26 protein-coding genes are annotated in these 26,234 nt (G+C 63.2%); 2 read left to right on the forward strand and 24 right to left on the reverse strand.

Annotated elements, in window-relative coordinates; all coding sequences use genetic code 11:
* The first annotated feature begins 240 nt into the window (after window positions 1-240).
* Window positions 241-2,796: a sulfite reductase flavoprotein subunit alpha gene (locus CAF92_RS10410; RefSeq protein WP_085600656.1), complete on the forward strand. Its 2,556-nt coding sequence runs from the start codon at window positions 241-243 to the stop codon at window positions 2,794-2,796.
* Window positions 2,797-2,863: 67 nt separating this feature from the next.
* Here the strand turns inward: CAF92_RS10410 and CAF92_RS10415 are convergent, their stop codons facing one another.
* From CAF92_RS10415 to trmJ, 21 genes are all read right to left on the reverse strand, one after another.
* On the reverse strand, window positions 2,864-3,655 hold the full coding sequence (locus tag CAF92_RS10415; protein ID WP_085600658.1) for an amidohydrolase: 792 nt from the start codon (window positions 3,653-3,655) through the stop codon (window positions 2,864-2,866).
* Window positions 3,643-4,791, reverse strand: a complete 1,149-nt coding sequence (locus tag CAF92_RS10420; protein WP_085600659.1) for a pyridoxal phosphate-dependent aminotransferase — start codon at window positions 4,789-4,791, stop codon at window positions 3,643-3,645. Before CAF92_RS10420 ends, CAF92_RS10415 begins: the two co-directional genes overlap by 13 nt.
* Window positions 4,792-5,000: 209 nt before the next feature.
* Window positions 5,001-6,464: a ribosome biogenesis GTPase Der gene (gene der / locus CAF92_RS10425; protein WP_025337780.1), complete on the reverse strand. Its 1,464-nt coding sequence runs from the start codon at window positions 6,462-6,464 to the stop codon at window positions 5,001-5,003.
* 117 nt (window positions 6,465-6,581) lie between these two features.
* A complete protein-coding gene (gene bamB, locus CAF92_RS10430) occupies window positions 6,582-7,724 on the reverse strand; it encodes an outer membrane protein assembly factor BamB (RefSeq protein ID WP_025337779.1) in 1,143 nt (380 codons plus the stop codon).
* Window positions 7,725-8,363 (reverse strand): tetratricopeptide repeat protein, encoded by a 639-nt coding sequence (locus tag CAF92_RS10435; RefSeq protein WP_015269019.1) that lies wholly within the window; start codon window positions 8,361-8,363, stop codon window positions 7,725-7,727.
* Between the two features lie 39 nt (window positions 8,364-8,402).
* Window positions 8,403-9,692: a histidine--tRNA ligase gene (hisS, locus tag CAF92_RS10440; RefSeq protein WP_085600661.1), complete on the reverse strand. Its 1,290-nt coding sequence runs from the start codon at window positions 9,690-9,692 to the stop codon at window positions 8,403-8,405.
* 25 nt (window positions 9,693-9,717) lie between these two features.
* The gene (gene ispG / locus CAF92_RS10445; RefSeq protein ID WP_038408727.1) at window positions 9,718-10,827 is read right to left on the reverse strand and encodes a flavodoxin-dependent (E)-4-hydroxy-3-methylbut-2-enyl-diphosphate synthase; all 1,110 of its coding nucleotides are present in this window, start codon (window positions 10,825-10,827) and stop codon (window positions 9,718-9,720) included.
* Window positions 10,828-10,829: 2 nt separating this feature from the next.
* The gene (locus tag CAF92_RS10450) at window positions 10,830-11,885 is read right to left on the reverse strand and encodes a RodZ domain-containing protein (protein ID WP_085600663.1); all 1,056 of its coding nucleotides are present in this window, start codon (window positions 11,883-11,885) and stop codon (window positions 10,830-10,832) included.
* Window positions 11,882-12,643: a type IV pilus biogenesis/stability protein PilW gene (gene pilW, locus CAF92_RS10455; protein ID WP_085600665.1), complete on the reverse strand. Its 762-nt coding sequence runs from the start codon at window positions 12,641-12,643 to the stop codon at window positions 11,882-11,884. The genes CAF92_RS10450 and pilW overlap by 4 nt, the downstream gene beginning before the upstream one ends.
* 14 nt (window positions 12,644-12,657) lie before the next feature.
* Window positions 12,658-13,803 (reverse strand): 23S rRNA (adenine(2503)-C(2))-methyltransferase RlmN, encoded by a 1,146-nt coding sequence (rlmN, locus tag CAF92_RS10460; protein ID WP_046615810.1) that lies wholly within the window; start codon window positions 13,801-13,803, stop codon window positions 12,658-12,660.
* A 24-nt stretch (window positions 13,804-13,827) separates the two neighbouring features.
* Window positions 13,828-14,259 (reverse strand): nucleoside-diphosphate kinase, encoded by a 432-nt coding sequence (gene ndk, locus CAF92_RS10465; protein ID WP_023382208.1) that lies wholly within the window; start codon window positions 14,257-14,259, stop codon window positions 13,828-13,830.
* An 89-nt stretch (window positions 14,260-14,348) separates the two neighbouring features.
* Entirely contained in the window at window positions 14,349-14,549 is a 201-nt protein-coding gene (gene iscX, locus CAF92_RS10470; protein ID WP_003257859.1) for a Fe-S cluster assembly protein IscX, read from the reverse strand.
* Window positions 14,550-14,559: 10 nt separating this feature from the next.
* Window positions 14,560-14,901: an ISC system 2Fe-2S type ferredoxin gene (gene fdx / locus CAF92_RS10475; protein ID WP_013971020.1), complete on the reverse strand. Its 342-nt coding sequence runs from the start codon at window positions 14,899-14,901 to the stop codon at window positions 14,560-14,562.
* Between the two features lie 3 nt (window positions 14,902-14,904).
* Window positions 14,905-16,767, reverse strand: a complete 1,863-nt coding sequence (gene hscA / locus CAF92_RS10480) for a Fe-S protein assembly chaperone HscA (RefSeq protein ID WP_046615811.1) — start codon at window positions 16,765-16,767, stop codon at window positions 14,905-14,907.
* A 42-nt stretch (window positions 16,768-16,809) separates the two neighbouring features.
* Entirely contained in the window at window positions 16,810-17,331 is a 522-nt protein-coding gene (hscB, locus tag CAF92_RS10485) for a co-chaperone HscB (protein WP_046615812.1), read from the reverse strand.
* A gap of 8 nt (window positions 17,332-17,339) precedes the next feature.
* On the reverse strand, window positions 17,340-17,663 hold the full coding sequence (gene iscA, locus CAF92_RS10490) for an iron-sulfur cluster assembly protein IscA (RefSeq protein ID WP_003257854.1): 324 nt from the start codon (window positions 17,661-17,663) through the stop codon (window positions 17,340-17,342).
* A 28-nt stretch (window positions 17,664-17,691) separates the two neighbouring features.
* Window positions 17,692-18,078, reverse strand: a complete 387-nt coding sequence (gene iscU, locus CAF92_RS10495) for a Fe-S cluster assembly scaffold IscU (protein ID WP_003248539.1) — start codon at window positions 18,076-18,078, stop codon at window positions 17,692-17,694.
* A 46-nt stretch (window positions 18,079-18,124) separates the two neighbouring features.
* Window positions 18,125-19,339, reverse strand: coding sequence for an IscS subfamily cysteine desulfurase (locus tag CAF92_RS10500; protein WP_013971017.1), 1,215 nt, complete (start codon window positions 19,337-19,339; stop codon window positions 18,125-18,127).
* A 46-nt stretch (window positions 19,340-19,385) separates the two neighbouring features.
* A complete protein-coding gene (gene iscR, locus CAF92_RS10505; RefSeq protein ID WP_008092572.1) occupies window positions 19,386-19,877 on the reverse strand; it encodes a Fe-S cluster assembly transcriptional regulator IscR in 492 nt (163 codons plus the stop codon).
* A 179-nt stretch (window positions 19,878-20,056) separates the two neighbouring features.
* Window positions 20,057-20,842 (reverse strand): serine O-acetyltransferase, encoded by a 786-nt coding sequence (gene cysE, locus CAF92_RS10510; RefSeq protein WP_046615813.1) that lies wholly within the window; start codon window positions 20,840-20,842, stop codon window positions 20,057-20,059.
* Between the two features lie 3 nt (window positions 20,843-20,845).
* Window positions 20,846-21,601, reverse strand: a complete 756-nt coding sequence (gene trmJ, locus CAF92_RS10515; protein WP_015269011.1) for a tRNA (cytosine(32)/uridine(32)-2'-O)-methyltransferase TrmJ — start codon at window positions 21,599-21,601, stop codon at window positions 20,846-20,848.
* 151 nt (window positions 21,602-21,752) lie between these two features.
* Here trmJ and suhB point away from each other — a divergent pair, with 151 nt between their 5' ends.
* Window positions 21,753-22,571 carry an inositol-phosphate phosphatase gene (gene suhB, locus CAF92_RS10520; protein ID WP_025337769.1) on the forward strand — a complete coding sequence of 273 codons (819 nt, stop codon included), beginning with the start codon at window positions 21,753-21,755 and terminating at the stop codon, window positions 22,569-22,571.
* A gap of 169 nt (window positions 22,572-22,740) precedes the next feature.
* On the opposite strand, the gene CAF92_RS10525 is transcribed toward suhB, so the two are convergent.
* From CAF92_RS10525 to secD, 3 genes are all read right to left on the reverse strand, one after another.
* Window positions 22,741-23,283, reverse strand: a complete 543-nt coding sequence (locus CAF92_RS10525; RefSeq protein ID WP_013971012.1) for a glycine zipper 2TM domain-containing protein — start codon at window positions 23,281-23,283, stop codon at window positions 22,741-22,743.
* Between the two features lie 119 nt (window positions 23,284-23,402).
* On the reverse strand, window positions 23,403-24,311 hold the full coding sequence (gene secF / locus CAF92_RS10530) for a protein translocase subunit SecF (RefSeq protein WP_085600667.1): 909 nt from the start codon (window positions 24,309-24,311) through the stop codon (window positions 23,403-23,405).
* A 10-nt stretch (window positions 24,312-24,321) separates the two neighbouring features.
* Window positions 24,322-26,184, reverse strand: a complete 1,863-nt coding sequence (gene secD, locus CAF92_RS10535) for a protein translocase subunit SecD (protein ID WP_046615815.1) — start codon at window positions 26,182-26,184, stop codon at window positions 24,322-24,324.
* Window positions 26,185-26,234: the final 50 nt, after the last annotated feature.

The following is a 26,234-nucleotide window of genomic DNA, read 5'->3' on the forward strand; positions in this document are numbered from 1 at the left end:
GTTGAATGGGCTGCGCCTGTGCCGGCCCTTTCGCGGGGGAACCCGCTCCCACAGATATCCCTGGACCTGAGGTCAGTGCAGTACCTGTGGGAGCGGGTTCACCCGCGAAGAGGCCGGTACAGACAACACAAGCCTGACTGACTAGCCCACCCTGCCCCGTTCATTCCCGTGAGCGGGGCTTTTGCGTATCAAGGCATAATGCACGCCGCGCGGTGTGCGGCAGAAACACAAGGTGATCATGTGGTGAAGAAGACGCTGTTCCAATTGCACTGGTTCTTTGGCATCACCGCTGGCCTGGTGCTGGCCTGGATGGGTATCACCGGGGCCTTGTACTCGTTTCAGGAAGAGCTGCTGCGCGCGCTGAATGCCGATGTCCTGAAGGTCCAGGTGCGCCCGGAGGGCGTGCTGCCACCGGCCGAACTGGTCCAGCGGGTCGAGGCCCAGCAGCACGACAAGGTAGCGATGCTGTGGGTCGATGTGCGCGAAGGCAACGCCGCACGCGTCTCCTTCACCCCGCCACCAGGCGAGCGCCGTGGCCCGCTGCGCTACGCAGACCCATACACCGGCGAACTCAAGGGAGAAGTGGCCGGGCAAGGCTTCTTCAACCTCATGCTCAACCTGCACCGCTTCCTGGCCATGGGCGACAGCGGCCGGCAGATCACCGGTGCCTGCACCTTGATGCTGGTGTTCTTCTGCCTCTCCGGCCTGTACCTGCGCTGGCCGCGCAAGGCGCTGGACTGGCGCACCTGGCTGACCCTCGACTGGGCCAAGAAAGGCCGCGCCTTCAACTGGGACCTGCACGCGGTGGCCGGCACCTGGTGCCTGCTGTTCTACCTGCTGTTCGCCCTGACCGGGCTGTTCTGGTCCTACGAGTGGTACCGCGAAGGCCTGAACAAGCTGCTGGCCGACGCGCCGGCCGCCGGCCAGCAGCAAAAGCGCGGCGAAGGCCGTGGCCGCCACGGGCCGCAGAAGATCGACAAGAACGCCCCACCACTGGTGGTCGACTACGACGCGATATGGGCCAATCTCAAGGTCGCGGCCGGCCCGGGCCTGGCGATGTACAACCTGCGCCTGCCACCCGTAGGCGGCCAGCCGGCCAACCTGTTCTACCTGCTGGACAACGCCGACCACCCACGTGCCTTCAACACCCTGGTGCTGGACCCGGCCAGCGGCCAAGTGAAAAGACATGACCGCTATACCGACAAGTCCTTCAAGGCCCAATTGCTGCAGAGCGTCTACGCCCTGCACGTGGGCGAATACTTCGGGCTGCCGGGGCGCATCATCGTCACCATCGCCAGCCTGACCATGCCGCTGTTCTTCGTCACCGGCTGGCTGCTGTACCTCGACCGCCGGCGCAAGAAGCGCCAGGTGCGTGCCGCCCGTGGCAACGTCACCAGCAATACTACCAGCGGCGACAGCTGGCTGATCAGCTTTGCCAGCCAGAGCGGGCTTGCCGAACAACTGGCCTGGCAGAGCGCCGGGCAGCTTCAGGCCGCCGGCCTGCCAGTGCAGGTACGCGCCCTGGCAGAACTGGATGAAAGCGACCTGCGCCAGGCCCGCCGTGCACTGTTCGTGGTCAGCACCTTCGGCGACGGCGAAGCCCCCGACAGCGCCCGCGCCTTCGAACGCAAGGTGCTCGGCCAACCTTGGGCGCTGGAGAACCTCAGCTATGCCCTGCTCGCCCTCGGTGACCGCCAGTATCCGCACTTCTGCGGCTTCGCCCGCCGCCTGCAGGCATGGCTGGGTGAACGCGGTGCCACCAGTGCATTCAGCCCGGTGGAAGTGGACAACGCCGACCAGGCCGCGCTGCAGCAGTGGCAGCAGGAGCTGGTGCAACTGACTGGCGCCCAGCCAGTGGCTGCCTGGCAGCCGCCGAGTTTCGGCAGCTGGTCGCTGGTGCGACGTGAACTGCTCAACCCGGGCAGCCAAGGCCAGCCGGTGTACCTGCTGGGCCTGCGACCGGAACAGCCTGCCAGCTGGGAAGCCGGTGACCTGGTGGAGATCCTGCCGCTCAATGGCCAGCCGAGGATCGACGCCTTCCTCGATGGCATGGCGCTGGACACCGGGGCCAAGGTGCAAGTGAATGGCCTGGGCGAAACCCTCGCCCAGGCCCTGGCCGGCCGCCAGTTGCCGACCCGTCGCGATCACCTGATCGGCCTTCAGCCGCAAGCTCTGGTCGACGCACTGGTACCGATCGGCAGCCGCGAGTACTCGATTGCCTCGATCGCCAGTGATGGCGTGCTGGAGCTGATCGTGCGCCAGGAACGCCATGCCGATGGCAACCTGGGCCTGGGTTCCGGCTGGCTGACCGAGTACCTGCCGCTTGACGGTACGCTGAGCATGCGTTTGCGGCGCAACAGCAGCTTCCACCTGCCGGAAACTGCTGCACCGCTGGTGTTGATCGGCAACGGCACTGGCCTGGCCGGCCTGCGCAGCCTGCTCCGCGCACGGGTGAATGCCGGCGAGCAGCGCAACTGGCTACTGTTCGGCGAACGTAACCGGGCGCATGACCTGCTGTGTGGTGACGAGCTGCAAGGCTGGCTGGAAAGCGGCGACCTGGCACGCCTGGACCTGGCATTTTCGCGGGATCAGGCCGAGAAGGTGTATGTGCAGGATGTGTTGCTGCAGCAGGCTGAAGAGTTCAAGCGCTGGGTGGCGGATGGCGCTTGTGTGTATGTCTGCGGCAGCCTGCAAGGCATGGCTGCCGGGGTAGATGCCGCGCTCAATGCCATCCTCGGGGAAGCTGTAATGCAACAGCTGATAGAGGATGGGCGGTATCGGCGGGATGTGTACTGATCGGAAACCGATGTAACCAGCACCGGCCTCTTCGCGGGTTTAACCGCGAAGAGGCCGGTACAGACTGTCAGTGCAGCTCGAAGGTGTCAGCATCCAGATTGGCCGGGAACTTGGCCCGATAGGCCGCCAGTTCCGCCGCACTCAACACCGCGGTAAACACCCCGTCCGCCTCCCCGGCACTGAGCAGGCTCTCGCCCTGGAAGTCCAGCACCTGGCTGTCGCCGGAATAGGCAAAGCCTTTGCCGTCGGTGCCCACCCGGTTCACCGCAGCCACATAACACAGGTTCTCGATACCCCGCGCCGGCAACAGGCGGTTCCAGTGCTGGCGGCGCGCAGCCGGCCAGTTTGCGGTGTACAGCAACAGGTCGGTGTCCTGGGCATCCCGGCTCCACACCGGGAAGCGCAGGTCGTAGCAGATCAGCGGGCGAATCCGCCAGCCCTTGAGCTCGAACTGCACCTGGCGTTCGCCCGGGGTGTAATGCTTGTGCTCACCGGCCATGCGGAACAGGTGGCGCTTGTCGTAGTGCAAGATCTCGCCATCCGGCCGGGCCCACAGCAGGCGGTTGCGGTGGCTGCCATCAGCGGCCTGGATGATCACGCTGCCGGTAATCACCGTTTTGTACTTCTTCGCCTGGGCCTTCAGCCATTTGTAGGTCGGGCCGTTTTCCGGCTCGCACAGGCTTTCCGATTGCATAGAGAAACCGGTAGTGAACATTTCCGGCAGGATCACCAGGTCCACTTCACCCACCTGCTCCAGCAACACCTCGAAGTGCGCATAGTTGGCCTCGCGGTCGTGCCAGGCCAGGGTGGTCTGCACAAGAGCGACTTTCAGATTCGGCAGTGTGCTCAGATCGCGCATAGTTTTTCCGCTGCCTGATGCAGCGTCTCCTCTCGTTTGGCAAAGCACAGGCGGACCAGGCGTTGCTCGGGGATGGGTTGCTGGTAGAACACCGACACCGGGATGGTCGCCACGCCGTGCTCACGGGTCAGCCACAGCGACATGTCGACATCGTTCAGGTCCGGGCGGATCTGCGAATAGTCCACCAGCTGGAAATAGGTACCCGCCGTGCGGGTGAAACGGAACCGCGAGCCTTCCAGCAAGCCGCAGAACAAGTCTCGCTTGGCCTGGTAGAAGGCCGGCAGTTCATCGATATGCTCGGGGTGCTCGGCCATGAAATCGGCCAGGGCGCACTGCAGCGGGGTCACCCCGCAGAAGTTGACGTACTGGTGCACCTTTCGCAGCTCGGCGCTCAGTGCTGGCGGGGCGATAACGTAGCCGGTCTTCCAGCCGGTAACGTGATAAGTCTTGCCGAACGAGCTGACCACGAAGGCGCGTCGGTAAAGTTGCTCGTGGGCCAGCACGCTGGCATGGCGCACACCGTCGTAGACCAGGTGTTCATATACTTCATCGCTGACCAGGTAGATATCGCGGTCAGCGATCAGCCGCGCCAGCTGGTCGAGGTCATCGCGAGTGATCAGCGCACCGCTTGGGTTGTGCGGCGAATTGAGGATGACCATGCGCGTGCGCGGGCTGAGGGCATCGCTGAACTTCTGCCAGTCGATGCGGAAATCGCCGTCGCTCAGCTGTACATGCACGCAGCGGCCACCGGCCAGTTCCACGGACGGCTCGTAGCTGTCGTAGCAAGGGTCGAAGACAATCACCTCGTCACCAGCATGCACCACCGCCTGGATGGCGCAGAATATCGCCTCGGTGGCGCCAGGGGTGATGGTCACTTCCTGGTCGGCATCCACCTGCTCGCCGTAAAGCCGCGCGACCTTGGCCGCCACCTGCTGGCGCAGGGCCGGCAAGCCGGTCATCGGCGAATACTGGTTATGCCCGGCGGCCACATGCCGGCCGACTGCATCGAGCAGTGCCTGCGGGCCATTGAAGTCGGGGAAACCTTGCGACAGGTTGAGCGCGCCCGTCTGCACGGCGAGCTGGGACATGGTGGTGAAGATGGTCGTGCCGACATTCGGCAGTTTGCTGCGGATCATGGAGCCCTCTTTCCTGGGGTGTATCCGGCACGGGGTGGAGTCCGAGCATAGCGGATCGAGCGGTCAGGAAAAAGGTTGAAACAATAGGGGGATTGCGCTGGATCAAAGGGCCCCTTCGCGGGTAAACCCGCTCCCACAGGTACTGCACAGAATTCGAAAACTGTCTGGGACCTGGGAGCGGGTTTACCCGCGAAGAAGCTGGCGCGGAATCAGCGCTTGTCGCGGCGCTTCTTCTCGGCCTTCTTGTGGTGCGACATCAGGCGGCGCTTCTTGTTGACCTGGCGGTCGGTGAGGGTGTTCTTCTTGCCCTCGTACGGGTTCTCACCGCCCTTGTACTCGATGCGGATAGGCGTACCGACCAGCTTCAGCACGCGGCGGTAGGTGTTCTCCAGGTAACGCGAGTACGACTTGGGAATCTTGTCGGTCTGGTTGCCGTGGATCACGATCAGCGGCGGGTTGGCACCACCAAGGTGGGCATAGCGCAGCTTGATGCGGCGGCCATTGACCAGTGGTGGCTGGTGCTCGCTCACGGCATCTTCGAGGATCTGCGTCAGGCGGCTGGTCGGCCAGCGGGTCACCGCCGACTTGAACGCGGCCTGCACCGACTTGTACAGGTGGCCCACGCCGGTGCCGTGCAGGGCGGAGATGAAGTGGATGTCGGCGAAATCGACGAAGAACAGCCGGCGCTCCAGCTCGGTCTTCACGTAGTCACGCTCGCCCGGCTCCATGCCGTCCCACTTGTTCAGGGCGATGACGATGGCGCGGCCGGCTTCCAGGGCGAAGCCCAGCAGGTTCAGGTCGTGGTCCACCACGCCTTCGCGGGCGTCCATGACGAAGATCACCACGTTGGCGTCCTTGATCGCCTGCAGCGTCTTCACCACCGAGAACTTCTCGACTTCCTCGTGGATCTTGCCGCGCTTGCGCACGCCGGCGGTGTCGATGAAGGTGTACTTCTCGTCATCGCGCTCGAACGGGATGTAGATACTGTCGCGGGTGGTGCCCGGCTGGTCGTACACCACCACGCGCTCCTCGCCGAGCATGCGGTTGACCAGGGTCGACTTGCCGACGTTGGGGCGGCCGATGATGGCGATCTTGATACCATCCTTCTCGCTCGGGCCAGGGATGCGCACCGCCTCTTCGCCCTCGGCGACTTCGGCGTCCAGCGCTTCTTCGACCTGGTCGCGTGGCAGGTGGCCGAGCACAGCCTCCATCAGCGCGTTGATGCCGCGGCCCTGGGAGCCGGCCACCGGGATGGCGTTGCCCATGCCCAGCGGCGAGAACTCCGCGCGAGCCACGTCGGCATCGATGTTGTCGATCTTGTTGGCAACCAGGATCGCTTCCTTGTTCCGCTTGCGCAGGTGCTCGGCGATCATCTGGTCGGCAGCGGTCATGCCGGCCCGGGCATCGACCAGGAACAGCACATAGTCGGCTTCTTCAATGGCCATGAGCGACTGCTCGGCCATTTTCTCGTCCATGCCCACTTCGTCACCGGTGATACCGCCGGTGTCGATCAGGATGAAGGAACGACCCTGCCAGCTGGCATCACCATACTGGCGGTCACGGGTCAGGCCCGACAGGTCACCGACGATGGCATCGCGGGTTTTGGTCAGGCGGTTGAACATGGTGGATTTGCCGACGTTCGGGCGGCCCACCAGGGCGATTACGGGAACCATTCGGCTCTCCACTCTTGAATTCTTGAAAATGCAAAGGCCGCTGCAAGGCAGCGGCCGGAGTTCGGGCGGCGTGTCCTGCGCCGCGGCTTGAAGCCCGCCAAGGCTTCAAGCATAGCTTCAGCGGATGGTCAGTGCCTCGAGCTTGCCGCTGTTGCCGAAGACGTAGATGGTGTCGCCGACCACAAGTGGGCGGGCACGCAGGCCATCACTGTCGATACGCTCACGGCCGACGAAGCGGCCATCGACCTGGCTCAGCAGGTGCAGGTAACCCTCGAAGTCGCCCACCGCCACGTAGCTGGAGAACACCTCAGGTGCGGTCAGCTGGCGGCGAGCCATGGTGTCGTTGGTCCACAGGGCGCTGGACGAGCGCTCGTCGACGCTTTCGACAGTACCGGAAGCTTCGCTGACATAGACGTTACCGTAGCCCTGGGCGACACCCACGTAGCTGGAGGCATCACGCTGCCACAGCACGCGGCCGCTTTCCAGGTCCAGGCCCGCGACGCGGCCCTGGTAGGTGCTGACGTACAGGGTACCACCCGACAGCAGCAGGCCACCGTCGATATCGACCACTCGGTCCAGCTCGGAACGGCCCTGCGGAATTGCCACGCGGCTCTCCCAAACCGGCACGCCGTTGTTGATATCCACCGCCACCACCTTGCCGGTGGACAGGCCGGCGACGGCCAGGCGGTTGGTGGCGATCGGCGCGCCGGTGCCACGCAGGGTCAGCACGGCCGGGGTGTTTTCGTAGATCCAGCGACGGTCGCCAGTGGCGGCATCCAGGCCGATCAGGCGATCGTCCTGGGTCTGCACCACCACCACCTCACCGTTGTTGGCAGGCGGGGCCAGCACTTCGCTTGTGACGCGGGAGCGCCAGCGCTCCTCACCGGTGCTGGAGTCCAGGGCGATGACTTCACCCTTGAGGGTACCGATCATGACCAGGCCGTAGCCCACGCCGACAGCGCCGGATACCGGCAGCTCGAGGTCCTTCTTCCATACCACGTCGCCGGTGATGCGGTCGAGAGCAAAGACTTCGCCGTTGACGTCGGAGGCGTAGATACGGTCGTTCTCGATGGCAGGTACCAGGGTGTTGTAGGTCTCACCCTGGCCATCACCGATCGAACGGCTCCACTGCTTCTTCAGCACCACTTCCTCGGTGAACTTGGTCAGCTCGGCCGGAGGCAGTTCCTTCTTGCTGTTGCTGCTGCAACCTGCGGCCAGTACGGCCAGGGTCAGCACTGCTGCATGTTTCCAACCGATCACTTACGCGTCCCCTTTGGCCAAGTCATCCAGCTTCAATTGCAGGCCACCGACCGCCGCCTCATCGGACAACGCAGCCTTGGCTTTCTCGTAAGCGCTGTGCGCGTCGTCGGCGCGCCCCAGTTGCACCAGCAGGTCACCTTTCAACTCTTCGCGGCTGGCCAGGAAGGCTTTGTCGGCGTCGCCATCGAGCAGCTTGAGGGCGTCCTCGGCCTTGTTCTGGGCAGCCAGCACACGAGCCAGGCGCTGACGCGAAATTTCGCCCAGGGTGGCATCGGCCGGCTTGTCCAGCACGCTCTTCAACTCGGCAGCAGCATCGTCAAGCTTGCCGGTCTCGACCGCGACCTTGGCCACGAACAGGCTGCCGTACTGGGCGTAGGCGGTACCGCCGAACTCGCTCTTGAGCTTGCCGGCCAGCTCCGCGACCTTGGTCGCGTCAGGCTGGCCAGTCGGCGTCAGGCTGGTCTCCAGCAAGGCCTGGTACAGCTGCGAGGCACCTTGCGACTGATTGTTCTGGTACTTGTGCCAGGTATTCCAGCCCAACACCACCACGCCAGCCAGCAGGGCACCGGTCAGCAGCGGCTTGCCGTTACGGTTCCACCAGTCCTTGACCCCTGCCAGTTCATCATCGGTACTCGACACCCCAATACTCCTTTTCGCCTATTCGCTTGTTGAACCGCGTTACGCCTGCGCGATCGCGGTTTCCAGGTGCTCAGCCAGAGCATCCCAGGCAATGTTCTGTTGTTCGCCCTGACCACGCAGGGGCTTGAAGCCGATCTCTTGCTTGGCCAGTTCGTCGTCGCCGAGGATCAGCGCGAACAGCGCGCCGCTCTTGTCGGCTTTCTTGAACTGGCTCTTGAAGCTGCCACCGCCGGCGTTGACAGCCAGGCGCAGGCCCGGCAGGCGGTCGCGCAGGCCTTCGGACAGGCGCAGGCCGGCCAGTTCCGCCTGTTCGCCAAAGGCGCACAGGTAGACGTCGATCTGGCGGCTGATGGACTCGGGCACCTTGCCCAGGGTTTCGAGCAGCAGGATCAGGCGCTCGATGCCCATGGCGAAACCGACGCCCGAGGTCGGCTTGCCGCCCATCTGTTCGACCAGGCCGTCGTAACGGCCGCCGGCGCAGACGGTGCCCTGGGCGCCGAGCTTGTCGGTGACCCACTCGAACACGGTCTTGCTGTAGTAGTCCAGGCCACGCACCAGCTTGGTATTGATCACGAACGGAATGCCGGCAGCGTCCAGGCGGGCCTTGAGGCCCTCGAAGTGCACGCGCGACTCTTCGTCCAGGTAGTCTTCCAGCTTCGGCGCGCCGACCAGCACCGCCTGGGTGTTCTGGTCCTTGCTGTCGAGAATGCGCAGCGGGTTGCTCTTCAGGCGGCGCTGGCTGTCTTCGTCCAGTTGCTCCAGGCGCGCCGAGAGGAACTCGACCAGCGCATCACGGTAGCGTGCACGGGCTTCGCTGGTGCCCAGGCTGTTGAGCTCCAGCTTGACTGCGTCCTGGATGCCCAGCAGGCCCCACAAGCGCCAGGTCAGCATGATCAGCTCTGCGTCGATGTCCGGGCCGTCCAGGTTGAACACTTCCACGCCAATCTGGTGGAACTGGCGGTAGCGGCCCTTCTGCGGGCGCTCGTGGCGGAACATCTGGCCGATGTACCACAGTTTCTGCACCTGGCCGTTGCCGGTGATGCCATGTTCGAGCACGGCACGCACGCAGGCAGCGGTGCCTTCGGGGCGCAGGGTCAGCGAATCGCCGTTGCGGTCTTCGAAGGTGTACATCTCTTTTTCGACGATGTCGGTCACTTCACCGATGGAGCGCTTGAACAGCTCGGTGAACTCGACGATCGGCGTGCGGATCTGGCTGTACCCGTAGGTGTCCAGCAGGCCGGCCACGGTGCCTTCGAAGTAGCGCCACAGTGGCGACTGTTCTGGCAGGATGTCGTTCATGCCACGGATGGCTTGCAGCGATTTGCTCACGAAAAGTCCTTACGAATTCTGTGTGTCAGCCACGGACGATCAGCGCCGCGTCGGCTTCGGCCTTTTCGGCCGCTTTCTGGCGGATGAGCTTTTCCAGTTCATCGACCAGGTTGTCGTTGGTCAGCTTCTGTGCCGGCTTGCCGTCGATATAGACCAGGTTCGGCGTGCCGCCGGTCAGCCCCACATGGGACTCCTTGGCTTCGCCCGGGCCGTTGACCACGCAACCGATCACCGCCACGTCCAGCGGCACCAGCAGGTCTTCCAGGCGCCCTTCCAGCTCGTTCATGGTCTTGACCACATCGAAGTTCTGCCGCGAGCAGCTCGGGCAGGCGATGAAGTTGATGCCACGCGAGCGCAGGTGCAGCGATTTGAGGATGTCGTAGCCGACTTTCACTTCCTCGACCGGGTCGGCCGCCAGCGAGATACGGATGGTATCGCCAATGCCTTCGGCCAGCAGCATACCGAGGCCGACAGCGGATTTCACCGTCCCCGAACGCAGGCCACCGGCTTCGGTGATGCCCAGGTGCAGCGGCTGCACGATCTGCTTGGCCAGCAGGCGGTAGGCTTCCACGGCCATGAACACATCGGAGGCCTTGACGCTGACCTTGAAGTCCTGGAAGTCCAGCCGGTCGAGGTGCTCGACGTGGCGCAGGGCCGACTCGACCAGCGCCGCCGGGGTCGGTTCGCCATACTTCTTCTGCAGGTCCTTTTCAAGCGAGCCGGCGTTGACGCCGATACGAATCGGGATACCCCGGTCACGGGCGGCATCGACCACCGCACGCACACGGTCTTCACGGCCGATGTTGCCCGGGTTGATACGCAGGCAGTCGACGCCCAGTTCGGCCACGCGCAGGGCGATCTTGTAGTCGAAGTGAATATCGGCAACCAGCGGCACGCTGACCTGCTGCTTGATGCGGCCGAACGCCTCGGCGGCGTCCATGTCCGGTACCGAGACGCGCACGATGTCCACGCCGGCATCGACCAGGCGCTGGATTTGCGCCACGGTGGCGGCAACATCGTTGGTGTCGGTGTTGGTCATGCTCTGCACCGCGATGGGGGCATCACCACCCACCGGTACATTGCCGACCCAGATTTTGCGGGATTCGCGACGTTTGATCGGAGATTCGCCGTGCATGATTACTGTCCCAACTTCAGGCGAGCTGTCTCGCCACTGGTGAACGGGGCAACATCGACGGCCTGGCCGTTGTAGCTGACCTGGGCGCCACGGGCAAAGCCCAGGCGTACCGAGAACGGCGGCTTGCCGGTCAGCTCGAGGTTGTCCCCCTTGCGCTTGATGGCGCTGAACAGCACCTTGCCGTTGCCGTCGGTGACCTGGGTCCAGCAATCGGCGACGAACTGGATGGCGACCTTGGCGCTGCCAGTCGGCACCACGGCAGGGGCAACAGGCTCGGCAGCGGCCACGGCCGCTACGGGCGTAGCAGGTGCAACAGCCGCCGGGGCCGGAGCCGGGGCAACCGGTGCTACCGGCGCAGGCGCTGCAGCAGGGGCGCTGGCGACCGGTGGCACAGGCGCCTGCTGGGCTGGATTTGGCACCGCGGCAGCGGTAGCAGCAGGTGCCGGGCTTGCCGGTGCCTGTTCGGCGGCGGCAGGCTGCTCGGCAGCGCCCTGCTCCAGCGGCAGCGGCGCGCTCTCGGGCTGCTGCCCAGCGGAGACAGCCTGGTCTTCAGGCTCATCGAGCGGGTGAATCTGGGTGGTACCGTCGGCGCTTTCGACTTCGACGTGCTCCAGGGCGATCTTGGCCAGGTCCTTGCCACGCAGGCTGCCCTGGTCCTGCCACCAGACGAAGCCGCCACCGACCACGGCTACCAGCAGCAGCAGGCTGACGCCGCGCAGGATATTGTGAGACAGCCGCACCGGCTCTTCGATACGGCCCAGCGAGTGCACGTCGCTGCCTTTGGCGTGGGTGCCGGTGTAACGGTCGAAGGCCTCCACCAGGGCAGCCTGGTCCAGGTCCATCAGCTTGGCATAGGCGCGGATATAACCACGGGCGAAGGTATGCCCCGGCAGCTTGTCGAAGGCGCCGGTTTCCACGTGGTTCAACGAACTGACAGTGAGGTTGAGCTTGCGGGCCACCTCGGCTTGTGACCAGTCCCGGTTCTCACGGGCCTGACGCAAAAGCTCACCGGGGTTCTGGCCAGGCGCTACTGCTACTTCGGGATGCGCGGCTTTCATCGTTGCTCCGACAGGTATTGCTGATATTCCGGCGTACCGGGATAAAGTCGTTGTAATTGCTGGCCCAGCTCGGCCAGTGTGCCCTGCTCGTCGAATACCCTGGCAAGGCGACTGCCCAGCAGCAGGCTACGGGCATCGTGGTCGCTCAACTGGCTGAAACGATCGTAGTATTCCCGGGCCGGCACATAATGCCTGTTTTCGTAGGACAACTCAGCCATTTCCAGCAAGGCTTTCGGCTGCCGCTGGTTGAGTTGCAAAGCTTTCAGCAGATACGCATGGGCCTGGTCGCGGCGCTCGAGCTTCAGAGCGGTCAGGCCCAGGTTCTCGTACACGCGTGAGCGCTCAGGATACAGGGTATCGGCGCTGGCAAGGCGAAACATCTGCTCGGCCTCGGCAAATCGCCCCTGAGCATAAAGGAAACTGCCGTAATTGTTGCGAATTCGCGTGTCGCCCGCGCGTGCGTGCAGCGCCTTGCGAAAGTGAGCTTCGGCCAGCGCCGGCTCGCCTTCGGCCTGGAAGACCAGCGCCAGGGCGGCGTGCGCGTCGGCATCTCCGCCATCCAGGGCCAGGGCCTTGCCCAGCGGCGCCTTGGCCTGCTCGGTCAAACCCTGTTGCAAATAACCCAGCCCAAGCTGCACATAGGCCCGCCCCGCCTCTGCCCTGCCCTGGCGGCTGGCCAGGGGGTCGCCCGCACCGCCCGACACGCAGCCGGCCAGCAGCGAAAGCGCAAGGATCGACAGCGCGGCGCGCAGGCTCATGGGCAAGGTCCCGGTCAGTGGCTGGCGGGGCTGTCTTGCAGCTCGGCGTCCGCGGACAGCTGGCGCACAGCGATGTAGCGCTCGCTGCGGCGGGTGCGGTCGTTGACCTGGCCGACCAGCTGACCACAGGCAGCGTCGATGTCATCACCACGGGTGGTGCGGGTAGTGACGTTGAAGCCACCGTGGTGCAACAGGTCCTGGAAACGGCGGATGGCGTTGTTGCTTGGCCGCTCGTAGCCGGAGTGCGGGAACGGGTTGAACGGGATCAGGTTGATCTTGCATGGTACGTCGCGCAGCAGCTCGATCATTTGCGCAGCATGCTCAGGCTGGTCGTTTACGTCCTTGAGCAGGGTGTACTCGATGGTGAGCACGCGCTTGCCACCCAGGGTGGACATGTAGCCCATGCACGATTCCAGCAACATCTTCAGCGGGTACTTCTTGTTGATCGGTACCAGCTTGTTGCGCAGTTCGTCGTTCGGTGCGTGCAGCGACAGGGCCAGCGACACGTCGATGTGCTTGGCCAGCTCGTCGATCATCGGCACCACGCCCGAGGTGGACAGTGTGACGCGACGCTTGGAAATGCCATAGCCCAGATCTTCCATCATGATCTTCATGGCGGCGATGACATTGTCGAAATTCAGCAGGGGTTCGCCCATGCCCATCATGACCACGTTGGTAATGGCGCGGTCGATCTTGGCCGGAACGGTCCCGAAGGATTTGTTGGCAAGCCACACCTGGCCGATCACTTCGGCGGCGGTGAGGTTGCTGTTGAAGCCTTGCTTGCCGGTGGAGCAGAAGCTGCAGTCCAGGGCACAGCCGGCTTGCGACGACACGCACAGGGTGCCGCGATCGTCGGTGGGGATGTAGACGGTCTCGACGCAGCTGCCGGAGGCAACGCGGACCACCCACTTGCGGGTACCGTCGGCGGAAATGTCTTCACTGACCACTTCCGGGCCCCGAATCTCGGCAACGGCCTCGAGCTTTTCGCGCAAGGCCTTGCCGACATTGGTCATGGCGGCGAAATCGTCGACGCCAAAGTGGTGAATCCATTTCATGACCTGACCGGCACGAAAACGCTTCTCTCCGATCGACTCGAAGAATTTTTCCATTTCCTGCAGGGTCAGGCCCAACAGGTTGATCTTGCCAGTCATGTCACTCATGGAATCACCCAAGACCTGCTTCGCTTAGCGAATGCGGTCGCACAGCTCGGTAGCGGAGAAGAAGTAAGCGATTTCGCGGGCAGCCGAAGCTTCCGAGTCGGAACCGTGAACAGCGTTTTCGTCGATGGAAACGGCGAAGTCAGCACGGATGGTGCCGGCAGCAGCTTCTTTCGGGTTGGTGGCGCCCATCAGCTCGCGGTTGGCCAGAACGGCGTTTTCGCCTTCCAGAACCTGAACGATGACCGGGCCGGAAGTCATGAAGGCAACCAGGTCAGCGAAGAAGCCGCGCTCTTTGTGCTCGGCGTAGAAGCCTTCGGCTTCGGCTTTGGACAGTTGCTTCATTTTCGAAGCGACGACGCGCAGGCCGGCTTTCTCGAAACGAGTGGTGATCTCGCCGATGACGTTCTTGGCAACGGCGTCAGGCTTGATGATGGAGAAAGTACGTTGAACAGCCATGGAAAACTCCAGAAAAATGAGTGTTGCGAAAAATTAAACCCGCGAATTATACGCGGGTTCCAGGGGATTGCCTAACCTGCAGGACGCGTTCAGTCGGCTTCTTCGATCCAGGCCGCCTGGATGGCCTCGAGCACTTTCTCACCGCCGCGTGACGGATCGTCGCTGAATTCTGGCAACGCCAGCACCCAGCGGTGCAGATCGACGAAATTCACATAACGAGGATCGACTTCCGGCTTGCTTTCTGCAAGCTGGATGGCGATCTCAAGTACATCAATCCATTTCAGGCTCATGGGGCAAACCTCAGTGCGGCGCTTCGGCGGCGTGGTTGAGCGAATACTTGGGGATCTCGATGACCAGATCCTGGTCAGCGACGACCACCTGGCAGCCGAGGCGCGATTGAGCCTCCAGGCCCCAGGCCTTGTCCAGCATGTCCTCTTCCAGTTCGTCGGCTTCTTCGAGCGAGTCGAAGCCCTTGCGCACGATGCAGTGGCAAGTGGTGCAGGCCTTGACGCCGCCGCAGGCGCTTTCCATCTCGATGTGATGGTCGTGGGCCAGCTCCAGGATGTTGGTCCCGGTCTCGACTTCCACGGTCAGCCCTTCGGGGCAGAACTTCTCATGCGGCAGGAATGTCACCAGCGGCATCGGTTACTCCTCGATCTCATTCAGGTTGCGCCCGGCCAGTGCGGCTTTGACCGTCGAATCAAGGCGACGGGCGGCAAATGCGTCGGTCACCTGCGACAGACGCTTGGTCTGTTGCTCGATGGCTGCGCCATCGGTGCCGGCCAGCAAATCACGTAGTTCTTGCATCTGGAATTCGATGGCGTCGCGCTCGTCACTGCTGAGCAGGCGCTCACCGTCGGCGTCCAGGGCGCCCTGTACCGCTTCGAGCAGGCGCTCGCCGTCCACCTGGTGCTCGCGCAGCTGGCGGGCCTGCTTGTCGGAACCTGCGTGTTCGAAGGAATCCTTGAGCATGCGGGCGATTTCGCCGTCGGTCAGGCCGTAGGATGGCTTGACCTGAATGCTGGCTTCCACGCCCGAGCCCAGCTCGCGGGCGGCGACGCTGAGCAGGCCGTCGGCGTCGACCTGGAAGGTGACGCGGATTTTCGCCGCTCCGGCGACCATGGCCGGGATGCCACGCAGCTCGAAGCGCGCCAGCGAGCGGCAGTCGCTGATCAGCTCGCGCTCGCCCTGCAGCACGTGGATCATCATGGCCGACTGGCCATCTTTGTAAGTGGTGAACTCCTGAGCACGCGCCACCGGGATGGTGGTGTTGCGCGGGATCACCTTCTCCATCAGCCCGCCCATGGTCTCGAGGCCAAGCGACAGCGGGATGACATCCAACAGCAGCAGTTCGCCACCTTCGCGGCGGTTGCCGGCCAAGGTATCGGCCTGGATGGCGGCACCGATGGCCACCACCTGGTCGGGGTCGATCGAGGTCAGCGGAGTGCGGCCGAACAGTGCGCCGACAGCTTCACGCACACGCGGTACGCGGGTCGAGCCACCGACCATGACCACGGCGCTGACTTCTTCCAGCTCGATACCGCTGTCACGCACGGCGCGGCGGCAGGCCTTGAGGCTGCGGGCAACCATGGGCTCGATCATGGCTTCGAAGCCGGCGCGGCTCAGCTCGCCCTGCCAGGTGCCATGGCTGACGCTGACCACATCGGCGTCGGTCAGGGCTTCCTTGGCAGCGCAGGCAGTCTGCAACAACGCGCGCTGGGTGGCCGGGTCCAGGTCGGACGACAGCCCGGCCTGCTCGATGATCCAGCCAGCAATGGCGTGGTCGAAGTCGTCACCACCCAGGGCGGTATCGCCACCGGTGGCCAGCACTTCGAATACGCCGGCAGTCAGGCGCAGGATGGAAATGTCGAAGGTACCGCCGCCCAGGTCATAGATGGCCACCACGCCTTCGGCATTCTGGTCCAGGCCATAGGCCACGGCTGCGGCGGTCGGCTCGTTGAGCAGGCGCAGCACGTTCAGGCCGGCCAGGCGCGCAGCGTCCTTGGTGGCCTGGCGCTGGGCATCGTCGAAATAGGCCGGCACGGTGATCACGGCACCGACGAGTTCACCACCCAGGGTGGCTTCGGCACGCTCGCGCAGCACCTTGAGGATGTCGGCGGACACTTCCACCGGGCTTTTAGGCCCCTGTACTGTGTCGATGAACGGCATGTGCGACTCACCGCCAACGAAGCGGTACGGCAGCTGCTCGCCCAGTTGCTTGACGTCGGCCAGGCCGCGCCCCATCAGGCGCTTGACCGACAGCACTGTGTTCAGCGGGTCGCTGGAAGCGGCATCCCGCGCAGCCTGCCCCACTTCGCTGCGCCCTTCGAGGTAGCGCACCGCGGACGGCAGAATGACGTTGCCCTGTGCGTCGGGCAGGGGCTCGCTACGGCCGCTGCGCAGTGCGGCGACCAGGGAGTTGGTGGTACCCAGGTCGATCCCCACCGCCAGGCGGCGCTGATGCGGCTGAGGGCTTTGACCGGGTTCGGCAATCTGCAGTAGGGCCATGCTTATCTGAATACCTTAGGTGCCATCACGGGCAGCACCGGGTTAATCGTCGAGGCGCTCTTCCAGTTGGCGCACTTCTTGAGCGAGCTTGTCGAGGAACTGCATGCGGCGCATCAGGCGCTCGGCCTTGTCACGCTCGCCAGGGGCGTCCCAGCAGGCGGCGAAGTCCTCGTTCAGCGTGTCCTGAGCGGCTTTCAGGCGCTTCTTGAACACAGCCACGCCATCGAGGTCGGCTTCGTCCTGCAGTTCTTCGAGCTCTTCACGCCATTGCATCTGCTGCAACAGGAAGTCAGGGTCGTGGACCGTGACCTCCTGAGGCACTTCGTGGCCGCCGATGGCCAGCAGGTAGCGGGCGCGACGCGGCGCACTGCGCAGTGTCTGGTAGGCGTCGTTGAGGGCCGCGGACTTTTCCAGCGCCACGCGCTGCTCGCGCTCGGAAGCGTCGGCAAAGCGGTCGGGATGGACTTCGCGGGCCAGCTCGCGATAGCGAGTGGCCAGCTTGTCGAGATCCAGGCGGAAACTTGGCTGGAGGTCAAACAATGCGAAATGACAAGGAGTACCCACAGCCAGCCTCAAACGTTGAAGCTTTCGCCGCAGCCACACTCACCGCGCACGTTGGGGTTGTTGAACTTGAAGCCTTCATTCAACCCTTCCTTGACGAAGTCCAGTTCGGTGCCATCGAGGTAGACCAGGCTCTTGGGATCGATGATCACCTTGACGCCATGGTTCTCGAACACCTGGTCTTCGTCCGCCAGCTCGTCGACGAACTCCAGCACGTAGGCCAGGCCCGAGCAACCGGTGGTGCGCACGCCCAGGCGAATGCCTTCGCCCTTGCCGCGCCCTTCCAGGGAACGCCGCACGTGGTTGGCGGCGGCTTCTGTCATGCTGATAGCCATCAGGACTCCTTACCTCGCAACAGGCGACTTAGATCAAGCCTTTCTTCTGCTTGTAATCGCGTACGGCTGCCTTGATGGCATCTTCGGCGAGTACCGAGCAGTGGATCTTGACCGGCGGCAACGCCAGTTCTTCGGCCAGCTGGGTGTTCTTGATGGTCTCGGCTTCGTCCAGGGTCTTGCCCTTCATCCACTCGGTGGCGAGGGAGCTGGAAGCGATGGCCGAACCGCAGCCGTAGGTCTTGAACTTGGCGTCTTCGATCACGCCCTGCTCGTTGACCTTGATTTGCAGGCGCATCACATCACCGCAGGCCGGGGCGCCGACCATGCCGGTACCGACGTCCGGGTCTTCGGCGTTCATCTTGCCGACGTTGCGCGGGTTTTCGTAGTGGTCGATGACCTTTTCACTGTATGCCATGGTGCAATTCCTTCCTCATCAGGGAGCCGCTCTTGCCGGCGACTGCTTAGTGGGCGGCCCACTCGATCTTGGAGATGTCAACGCCGTCTTTGTACATGTCCCACAGCGGCGACAGCTCACGCAGTTTGTTGACGGCCTCGCAGACTTTCTGCGCGGCGTAGTCGACTTCTTCTTCGGTGGTGAAGCGGCCGAAAGAGAAGCGGATCGAGCTGTGCGCCAGCTCGTCGTTGCGGCCCAGGGCGCGCAGTACGTAGGACGGCTCGAGCGACGCGGAGGTGCAGGCCGAACCGGACGATACGGCGATGTCCTTCAGAGACATCAGCAGCGATTCGCCTTCGACGTAGTTGAAGCTCAGGTTCAGGTTGTGTGGTACGCGGGCAGTCTTGCTGCCGTTGACGTAAAGCTCTTCGAGGTCCGAAACCTGCTTGAAGAAGCGGTCGCTCAGGGCCTTGATGCGCACGTTTTCTGCGGCCATTTCCTGCTTGGCGATAGCGAAGGCTTCGCCCATGCCGACGATCTGGTGGGTCGGCAGGGTGCCCGAACGCATGCCGCGTTCATGGCCACCGCCGTGAATGATGGCTTCCAGGCGTACACGCGGCTTGCGGCTGACGTACAGCGCGCCGATGCCTTTCGGGCCATAGACTTTGTGCGCCGAGAACGACATCAGGTCGACCTTCAGCTTCTGCAGGTCGATTTCGACCTTGCCGGCCGACTGCGCGGCGTCAACGTGGAACAGCACGCCTCGCGAGCGGGTCAGTTCACCGATGGCGGCGATATCGTTGATCGAGCCGACTTCGTTGTTCACGTGCATCAGCGATACCAGGATGGTGTCGTCGCGCAGCGCCGCCTCGACCATGGCCGGAGTGACGATGCCGTCTTCGCCTGGCTCTAGGTAGGTGACTTCGAAACCTTCACGCTCCAGCTGGCGAGCGGTATCCAGGACCGCCTTGTGCTCGATCTTGGAGGTGATGATGTGCTTGCCCTTGGTCTGATAGAAGTGCGCGACGCCCTTGAGTGCGAGGTTGTCGGACTCGGTGGCACCACTGGTCCAGACGATTTCGCGCGGATCGGCGTTGATCAGCTCGGCAACCTGGCGACGACCGTTCTCGACCGCTTCCTCGGCTTTCCAGCCAAAGACGTGGGAGCGCGAAGCCGGGTTACCGAAGTTCCCGTCGACCAGCAGGCAGTCGGCCATCTTCTGGGCCACGCGTGGATCGACCGGGGTGGTCGCGGAGTAATCGAGGTAGATCGGCAACTTCATTTGTCTCTCCTATCAGGCGGTGGCGTCGCTCGTCGTCCCGGTGGGATCAATCGACGGCGGACGTCTCAATCTTGTCCAGCTGGGCGGTTCGGCCTGCGACACGACGCAGGTCCTGGCGCTGGGCGACTTCCTGCACCTCACGGCGCATGACGAGGTCGGCCAGGCTTATACCGCTGAGGAATTCATGGATCTGCTGGCTGAGGTCGCACCACAGGTGGTGGGTCAGGCAGGTGTCACCGGCATGGCAGTCCCCGAGGCCCTGGCAACGGGTGGCATCGACCGATTCGTTGACCGCGTCGATGACCTGGGCCACCTGGATGGTTTCCATGCCTCGCGACAGCTGGTAGCCACCGCCTGGACCACGCACGCTGGAGACCAGGCTGCTGCGGCGCAGCTTGGCGAACAGCTGTTCCAGATAAGAGAGGGAAATGCCCTGGCGCTCGGAAATGTCGGCCAAAGACACCGGCCCATGCTGCGCGTGCAACGCCAGGTCGAGCATGGCGGTCACGGCGTATCGGCCTTTGGTAGTCAGTCGCATGGCTATTGGGTACCACGGGAGTTACAGGATGTGAGCGAGTATGCGATTCCCGAGCATTTAAGTCAACTATTAGACCTAGTGCTTTAGTCGGGTTTGCATCAGGGAGGCGGGCGCGATTGTAGCAGACAGGGGGCGTGAGCACACGCCCCGTATGTCACCGTGATTTCAGCGCGGCGCAATCAATGCGATTGAGTGTCGCGCTGAGCCACCTGGGCAACTTCCGTGAAGTCATCTTCCGGCAGGGCTGGCAGTTCCTTGGCGCAGTAATCGCTGCCCATCTTGGTCAGGGCGCCGCACATGCCCTCCAGCCGCTCGTCGACTGCCTGCAGGTGGTCGAGCATCTGGCCGATGGCACGAGCCACCGGGTCGGGCATGTCGCCACTGACACCATAGGCGTCGAAACCGATCTTCTCGGCCATGGCCTTGCGCTTGGCCTCGACCTCATTGTCTTCGCTCTTGACGATGATTCGCCCCGGGATGCCGACCGCAGTGGCGCCAGCTGGCACTGCCTTGGTCACCACCGCATTGGAACCGATCTTGGCTCCGGCACCGACGGTGAACGGGCCCAGCACCTTAGCCCCCGCCCCTACCACCACGCCGTTTTCCAGGGTGGGGTGGCGCTTGCCTTTGTTCCAGCTGGTACCACCCAGGGTCACGCCCTGGTAAAGGGTGACATCGTCGCCGATTTCGGCGGTTTCGCCGATTACGATGCCCATGCCGTGGTCGATGAAGAAGCGCCGGCCGATGGTGGCGCCGGGGTGGATCTCGATACCGGTCAGCCAGCGACCGAAGTTGGACACCAGGCGGGCCAGCCACTTGAAATCACGCTTCCAGAGGGCATTGCCCAGCCGATGCAGCCAGATGGCGTGCATGCCCGGGTAGCAGGTCAGCACCTCGAAGGCGTTGCGCGCAGCAGGGTCACGGTGGAATACGCTTTGAATATCTTCACGCAGGCGTTCGAACATCTGTCAGTCCTTCCGTTTATGCGGCTCGCCCCGGACCACTTTCTGGGTCTCGGTGAGGATGCCGCGCAAAATGCTCATTTCCGAACGTTCGACCGCCACCCGCCCATACAGCCGGCGCAGGCGCGGCATCAGGTGCTTGGGCTTTTCGGGGTCGAGAAAGCCGATACCGACCAGGGTCTTTTCCAGGTGGTCGTAGAACAGCTCCATTTCGTCCATGGTCGCCAGCTCGCTGGCGTCAACCTTCTCGACCTTGCCCGGCACCGCACCAGCGGCAAGCCAGGCCATGCGCACCTCGTAGGAGAGCACCTGGACAGCGGCGGCCAGGTTCAACGAGCTGAAGTCGGGGTTGGAGGGAATGTGCACGTGGAAGTGACATCGCTGCAGTTCTTCGTTGGTCAGGCCGGCGTGTTCACGCCCGAACACCAGGGCGATTTCCTCGCCACCGTTGGCGTGCTCCACCGCCTTGGCACCGCACTCGCGCGGGCCGATCAGCGGCCAGGGGATGCTCCGCTCACGAGCGCTGGTGCCCATCACCAGGTTACAGCCGACCAGCGCCTGCTCGAGGCTGTCGACCACCTGGGCGTTGTCCAGCACATCGTCGGCACCCGAGGCTCGGGCACTGGCATCCACGGCGGGGAATTCTTTCGGCTGCACCAGCACCAGACGCGACAAGCCCATGTTTTTCATGGCACGTGCAGCGCCGCCGATGTTGCCGGGGTGGCTGGTATTGACCAGAACAACACGAATATTTTGCAGCAAGGTGTTGTGCTCACAGATGCAGGAATCAGGGCCTTCGATCTTACAGAACCGACAGACGTAACGCCACGAAAGCAAATGTGACACTTCTGCCGCCAAAGTTTTCTGCTAGAATGATCGGCTTTCTTCTTTAACATCTCCAGGTGACCCGCCCATGCAGCCTATGCTGAATATCGCCCTGCGCGCCGCTCGCAGCGCCAGTGAACTGATTTTCCGCTCCATCGAACGCCTGGATAGCATCAAGGTCGATGAGAAAGAGGCCAAGGATTACGTCTCCGAAGTCGATCGCGCCGCCGAGCAGAGCATCGTCAACGCCCTGCGCAAGGCCTACCCGAACCACTCCATCCAGGGCGAGGAAACCGGCCTGCACGCGGGTAGCGGCGAAGAAGGCAAGGATTACCTGTGGATCATCGACCCGCTGGATGGCACCACCAACTTCCTGCGTGGTATCCCGCACTTCGCGGTCAGCATCGCCTGCAAATACCGTGGCCGCCTTGAGCACGCCGTGATCGTCGACCCGGTTCGCCAGGAAGAATTCACCGCCAGCCGTGGCCGTGGCGCCCAGCTCAACGGCCGCCGCCTGCGTGTCAGCTCGCGCACCAGCCTGGAAGGCGCCCTGCTGGGCACCGGCTTCCCGTTCCGTGACAGCCAGATGGCTGACCTGGACAACTATCTGGGCATGTTCCGCGCCCTGACTGGCCAGACCGCTGGCATCCGCCGCGCGGGCTCCGCCAGCCTGGACCTGGCCTATGTGGCCGCCGGCCGTTTCGACGCCTTCTGGGAGTCGGGCCTGTCCGAATGGGACATGGCAGCCGGCGTTCTGCTGATCCAGGAAGCGGGCGGACTGGTGAGCGACTTCAACGGTGGCCATGACTTCCTCGACAAGGGCCATATCGTTGCGGGCAACATCAAGTGCTTCAAGGCCGTGCTGACTGCTATCCAGCCGCACCTGCCAGAGAACATGAAGCGCTAAGCGCGGATTGCCGGCAAACAAAAAAGCACCCCTAGGGGTGCTTTTTTTGTGCCTGACAGTTTTGCATTGCCTGTGCCGCCCTCTTCGCGGGTGAACCCGCTCCCACAGGGTTGTGCGATCACTGTGGGAGCGGGTTCACCCGCGAAGAGGCCGGTACAGGCAACTCAAATTACTGCCCGGCTTCGCTCAGGATCAGCTTGCCATTCTTGTCCAGCGGAATGGTCGACCCGGGCTCGTGATCCATCTTCACCTGCCCCACCTTGTCGCCAATGGTGTACTTCACGTTGTAGCCCACCACTTTCTCGCTGATGTCGTTGACCGTATTGCAGCGGGTTTGCGTGGTAGTGTAGGTGTCACGCTCCTGCATGCCCTCCTGCACCTTGTTACCGGCATAACCACCACCGACCGCACCGGCCACGGTGGCGATCTTCTTGCCGCTACCACCACCGATCTGGTTACCCAGCAGGCCACCGGCAATGGCGCCCACCACGGTACCGGCGATCTGGTGCTGGTCCTTGACCGGCGCCTGCCGCGTCACGGCGACGTCCTTGCAGACCTCACGGGGGGTTTTTACCTGTTGTTTGATCGGTTGCACGTCGGTGACCTGTGCATATTCAGGCCCCTTGTTGACCAAGCTGTAGGTCGCGACAGCACCTCCGGCAGTCACACCGACAGCACCCAGTACCGCACCCACAAGCATTGATTTGTTCACATGAACCTCCTGATCATAACCCGCGGGTCCGACCCGCCTTCTCCCAGCCTTGGAGTAAAAAAAAAGGCGCGAGTTCAACACTCACGCCTTTTGGGCCGCCAAACGGCGTAGAGCACGCCTTACGGACGGTCGTCCACACCGTCGGTCTTGGCCGGCGGGATCAGGTCTTCACTGCTCAGGTTCAGCCAGATCAGCACCACGTTGGCGATATAGATCGACGAATAGGTACCGGCCATGACGCCGATGAACAGGGCCAGCGAGAAGCCGAACAGGTTGTCGCCACCGAAGAACAGCAGCGCGGCAATGGCCAACAAGGTGGAAACCGAAGTGGCGATGGTACGCAGCAGGGTCTGGGTAGTGGAAACGTTGATGTTCTCGATCAGCGAGGCCTTGCGCATGACGCGGAAGTTTTCGCGCACCCGGTCAAACACGACGATGGTGTCGTTCAGCGAGTAGCCAATGATCGCCAGCACCGCCGCCAGTACCGTCAGGTCGAAGGTGATCTGGAAGAACGACAGGATACCCAGGGTCACCACCACGTCGTGGATCAGCGAGACGATCGCACCCACGGCGAACTTCCACTGGAAGCGGAATGCCAGGTAGATGAGGATGCCGCCCAAGGCCAGGAGCATACCCATGCCGCCCTGGTCACGCAGCTCTTCACCCACCTGCGGGCCAACGAACTCGACACGCTTGACCTTGGCCGGGTTGTCGCCGCCAGCCTTCTGCAGGGCCTCGGCAACCTTGTTGCCCAGCTGCGGGTCATCGCCCGGCATGCGCACCAGCAGGTCGGTGGTGGCGCCGAAGCTCTGCACCACCGCCTCGTTGAAGCCGGAATTGACCAGCTCGGCACGCACCGCCTTGAGATCGGCCGGGCGCTCGTAGGTCAGCTCGATCAGCGTACCGCCGGTGAAGTCCAGGCCGAAGTTAAGGCCCTTCTGCCACCAGCTGAACAGCGCCAGCACGGTGAGGAGCACGGTAACGGCGAACGCGGCATTGCGCACGCCCATGAAGTTGATGGTTTTCATCGCAGCTCCCTCAAACCCACAGCTTCTTGATGTCACGCCCGCCGCAGGTCAGGTTGACCATTGCACGGGTCACCATGACGGCGGTGAACATCGAGGTGAAAATCCCGAGGGACATGGTGACCGCAAAGCCTTTGACCGGGCCGGTACCCATGGCGAACAGGATGCCGCCGACCAGCAGGCTGGTCAGGTTGGCGTCGATGATCGCGGTATAGGCGCGATTGAAGCCTTCGTGAATGGCGCGCTGCACCGACATGCCAGCGTTCAGCTCTTCGCGGATACGCGAGAAGATCAGCACGTTGGCGTCCACCGCCATACCCATGGTCAACACGATACCGGCAATACCCGGAAGGGTCAGAGTTGCGCCCAGCAGCGACATCAGCGCCAGCAGCAGGACCATGTTGCCTGCAAGGGCAATGGTGGCGATCACACCGAAGGCGCGGTAGATGGCGATGATGAACAGCGAGACGAACAGCATGCCCCACAGCGACGCATCAATACCCTTGGTGATGTTGTCAGCACCCAGGCTTGGGCCGATGGTGCGTTCTTCAGCAAAGTACATTGGCGCAGCCAGGCCACCGGCACGCAGCAGCAGGGCCAGTTCGGACGATTCGCCCTGGCCGTTCAGGCCGGTGATGCGGAACTGGCTGCCCAGCGGCGACTGGATGGTCGCCAGGCTGATGATCTTCTTCTCTTCCTGGAAGCTCTGTACGGCAACGTCCTTCTCGACGCCGTCGACGGTCTGCTTGACGTAGCGGGTGACCGGCTTCTGCTCGATGAAGATCACCGCCATGCTGCGACCGACGTTGCTGCGGGTAGCGCGAGTCATCAGCTCGCCACCGTGGCCATCGAGGCGGATGTTCACCTGCGGGCGACCTTGCTCGTCGAAGCTGGCCTGGGCGTCGGTTACCTGGTCACCGGTGATGATCAGGCCGCGCTCGACCGCGGCGGAACGGCCGCCTTCACGGAACTCGAACACCTCGGTAGTGGCCTTGGACGCGCCCGGCTCTGCACCGAAACGGAACTCCAGGTTGGCGGTTTTACCCAGGATACGCTTGGCTTCGGCAGTGTCCTGCACGCCTGGCAGCTCGACCACGATGCGGTTGGCGCCCTGGCGCTGTACCAGCGGCTCGGCCACGCCCAGCTCGTTGACCCGGTTGCGGACGGTAGTGAGGTTCTGCTTGATCGAGTATTCGCGGATCTCGGCGACTTTCGCCTGGGTCAGCGCCAGACGCAGCACGGCGAGCTCGTTGCGCTCGGTGGTGGTCAGGTCGAAGTCGTTGAAATTCTTGCGGATCAGGGCACGGGCCTGTTCGCGGGTAGCATCGTCAGCGAAGCCCAGCATGATACCGCCATCCTGCTGAGGCAGGCTGCGGTAGCGGATGCGCTCTTTGCGCAGCAAGGTCTTGACCTCGCCTTCGTAGACTTTCATGCGGGCGTTCATGGCCTTGTCCATGTCCACTTCCAGCAGGAAGTGCACACCACCGGACAGGTCCAGGCCCAGCTTCATCGGGCTTGCGCCCAGGTTGCGCAGCCATTGCGGGGTAGTCTGGGCCAGGTTCAGGGCCACGACGTAATCATCGCCCAGTGCCTTGCGCACTACATCCTTGGCTGGCAGCTGGTCTTCCTGATTGGTCAGGCGGATCAGCCCGCTGCCCTTCTCACCCAGGCTAGCGCCCTTCACAGCGATCTTGGCATCGCCCAGCGCCTTGCTGACGCGGTCGAGGTCAGCCTGGTTCACCTGCAGCGCCGAACTGGCACCACTGATCTGTACCGCCGGATCATCCGGGTAGAGGTTGGGAGCGGAATAAATAAAACCGATCGCCAGTACCAGCACGATCAGTGCGTATTTCCACAGAGGGTATTTGTTCAGCATCACGCCGCCCGTTCAAGACGCGGGGCGCTTTGCGCGCCCCGACTGGAAAA

This window comes from Pseudomonas sp. B10(2017), from assembly GCF_002113295.1.
Classification (GTDB): domain Bacteria; phylum Pseudomonadota; class Gammaproteobacteria; order Pseudomonadales; family Pseudomonadaceae; genus Aquipseudomonas; species Aquipseudomonas pudica.

Coding starts and splice junctions, on each gene's coding strand:
- CAF92_RS10415 (WP_085600658.1), bottom strand. CDS start 3,655: ATGCGCGATCTGAGCACACTGCCGAATCTGAAAGTCGCTCTTGTGCAG.
- CAF92_RS10420 (WP_085600659.1), bottom strand. CDS start 4,791: ATGATCCGCAGCAAACTGCCGAATGTCGGCACGACCATCTTCACCACC.
- der (WP_025337780.1), bottom strand. CDS start 6,464: ATGGTTCCCGTAATCGCCCTGGTGGGCCGCCCGAACGTCGGCAAATCC.
- ispG (WP_038408727.1), bottom strand. CDS start 10,827: ATGCACGGCGAATCTCCGATCAAACGTCGCGAATCCCGCAAAATCTGG.
- CAF92_RS10450 (WP_085600663.1), bottom strand. CDS start 11,885: ATGAAAGCCGCGCATCCCGAAGTAGCAGTAGCGCCTGGCCAGAACCCC.
- pilW (WP_085600665.1), bottom strand. CDS start 12,643: ATGAGCCTGCGCGCCGCGCTGTCGATCCTTGCGCTTTCGCTGCTGGCC.
- rlmN (WP_046615810.1), bottom strand. CDS start 13,803: ATGAGTGACATGACTGGCAAGATCAACCTGTTGGGCCTGACCCTGCAG.
- ndk (WP_023382208.1), bottom strand. CDS start 14,259: ATGGCTGTTCAACGTACTTTCTCCATCATCAAGCCTGACGCCGTTGCC.
- iscX (WP_003257859.1), bottom strand. CDS start 14,549: ATGAGCCTGAAATGGATTGATGTACTTGAGATCGCCATCCAGCTTGCA.
- fdx (WP_013971020.1), bottom strand. CDS start 14,901: ATGCCGCTGGTGACATTCCTGCCGCATGAGAAGTTCTGCCCCGAAGGG.
- hscA (WP_046615811.1), bottom strand. CDS start 16,767: ATGGCCCTACTGCAGATTGCCGAACCCGGTCAAAGCCCTCAGCCGCAT.
- iscA (WP_003257854.1), bottom strand. CDS start 17,663: ATGGCTATCAGCATGACAGAAGCCGCCGCCAACCACGTGCGGCGTTCC.
- iscU (WP_003248539.1), bottom strand. CDS start 18,078: ATGGCATACAGTGAAAAGGTCATCGACCACTACGAAAACCCGCGCAAC.
- CAF92_RS10500 (WP_013971017.1), bottom strand. CDS start 19,339: ATGAAGTTGCCGATCTACCTCGATTACTCCGCGACCACCCCGGTCGAT.
- iscR (WP_008092572.1), bottom strand. CDS start 19,877: ATGCGACTGACTACCAAAGGCCGATACGCCGTGACCGCCATGCTCGAC.
- cysE (WP_046615813.1), bottom strand. CDS start 20,842: ATGTTCGAACGCCTGCGTGAAGATATTCAAAGCGTATTCCACCGTGAC.
- suhB (WP_025337769.1), top strand. CDS start 21,753: ATGCAGCCTATGCTGAATATCGCCCTGCGCGCCGCTCGCAGCGCCAGT.
- secF (WP_085600667.1), bottom strand. CDS start 24,311: ATGAAAACCATCAACTTCATGGGCGTGCGCAATGCCGCGTTCGCCGTT.
- secD (WP_046615815.1), bottom strand. CDS start 26,184: ATGCTGAACAAATACCCTCTGTGGAAATACGCACTGATCGTGCTGGTA.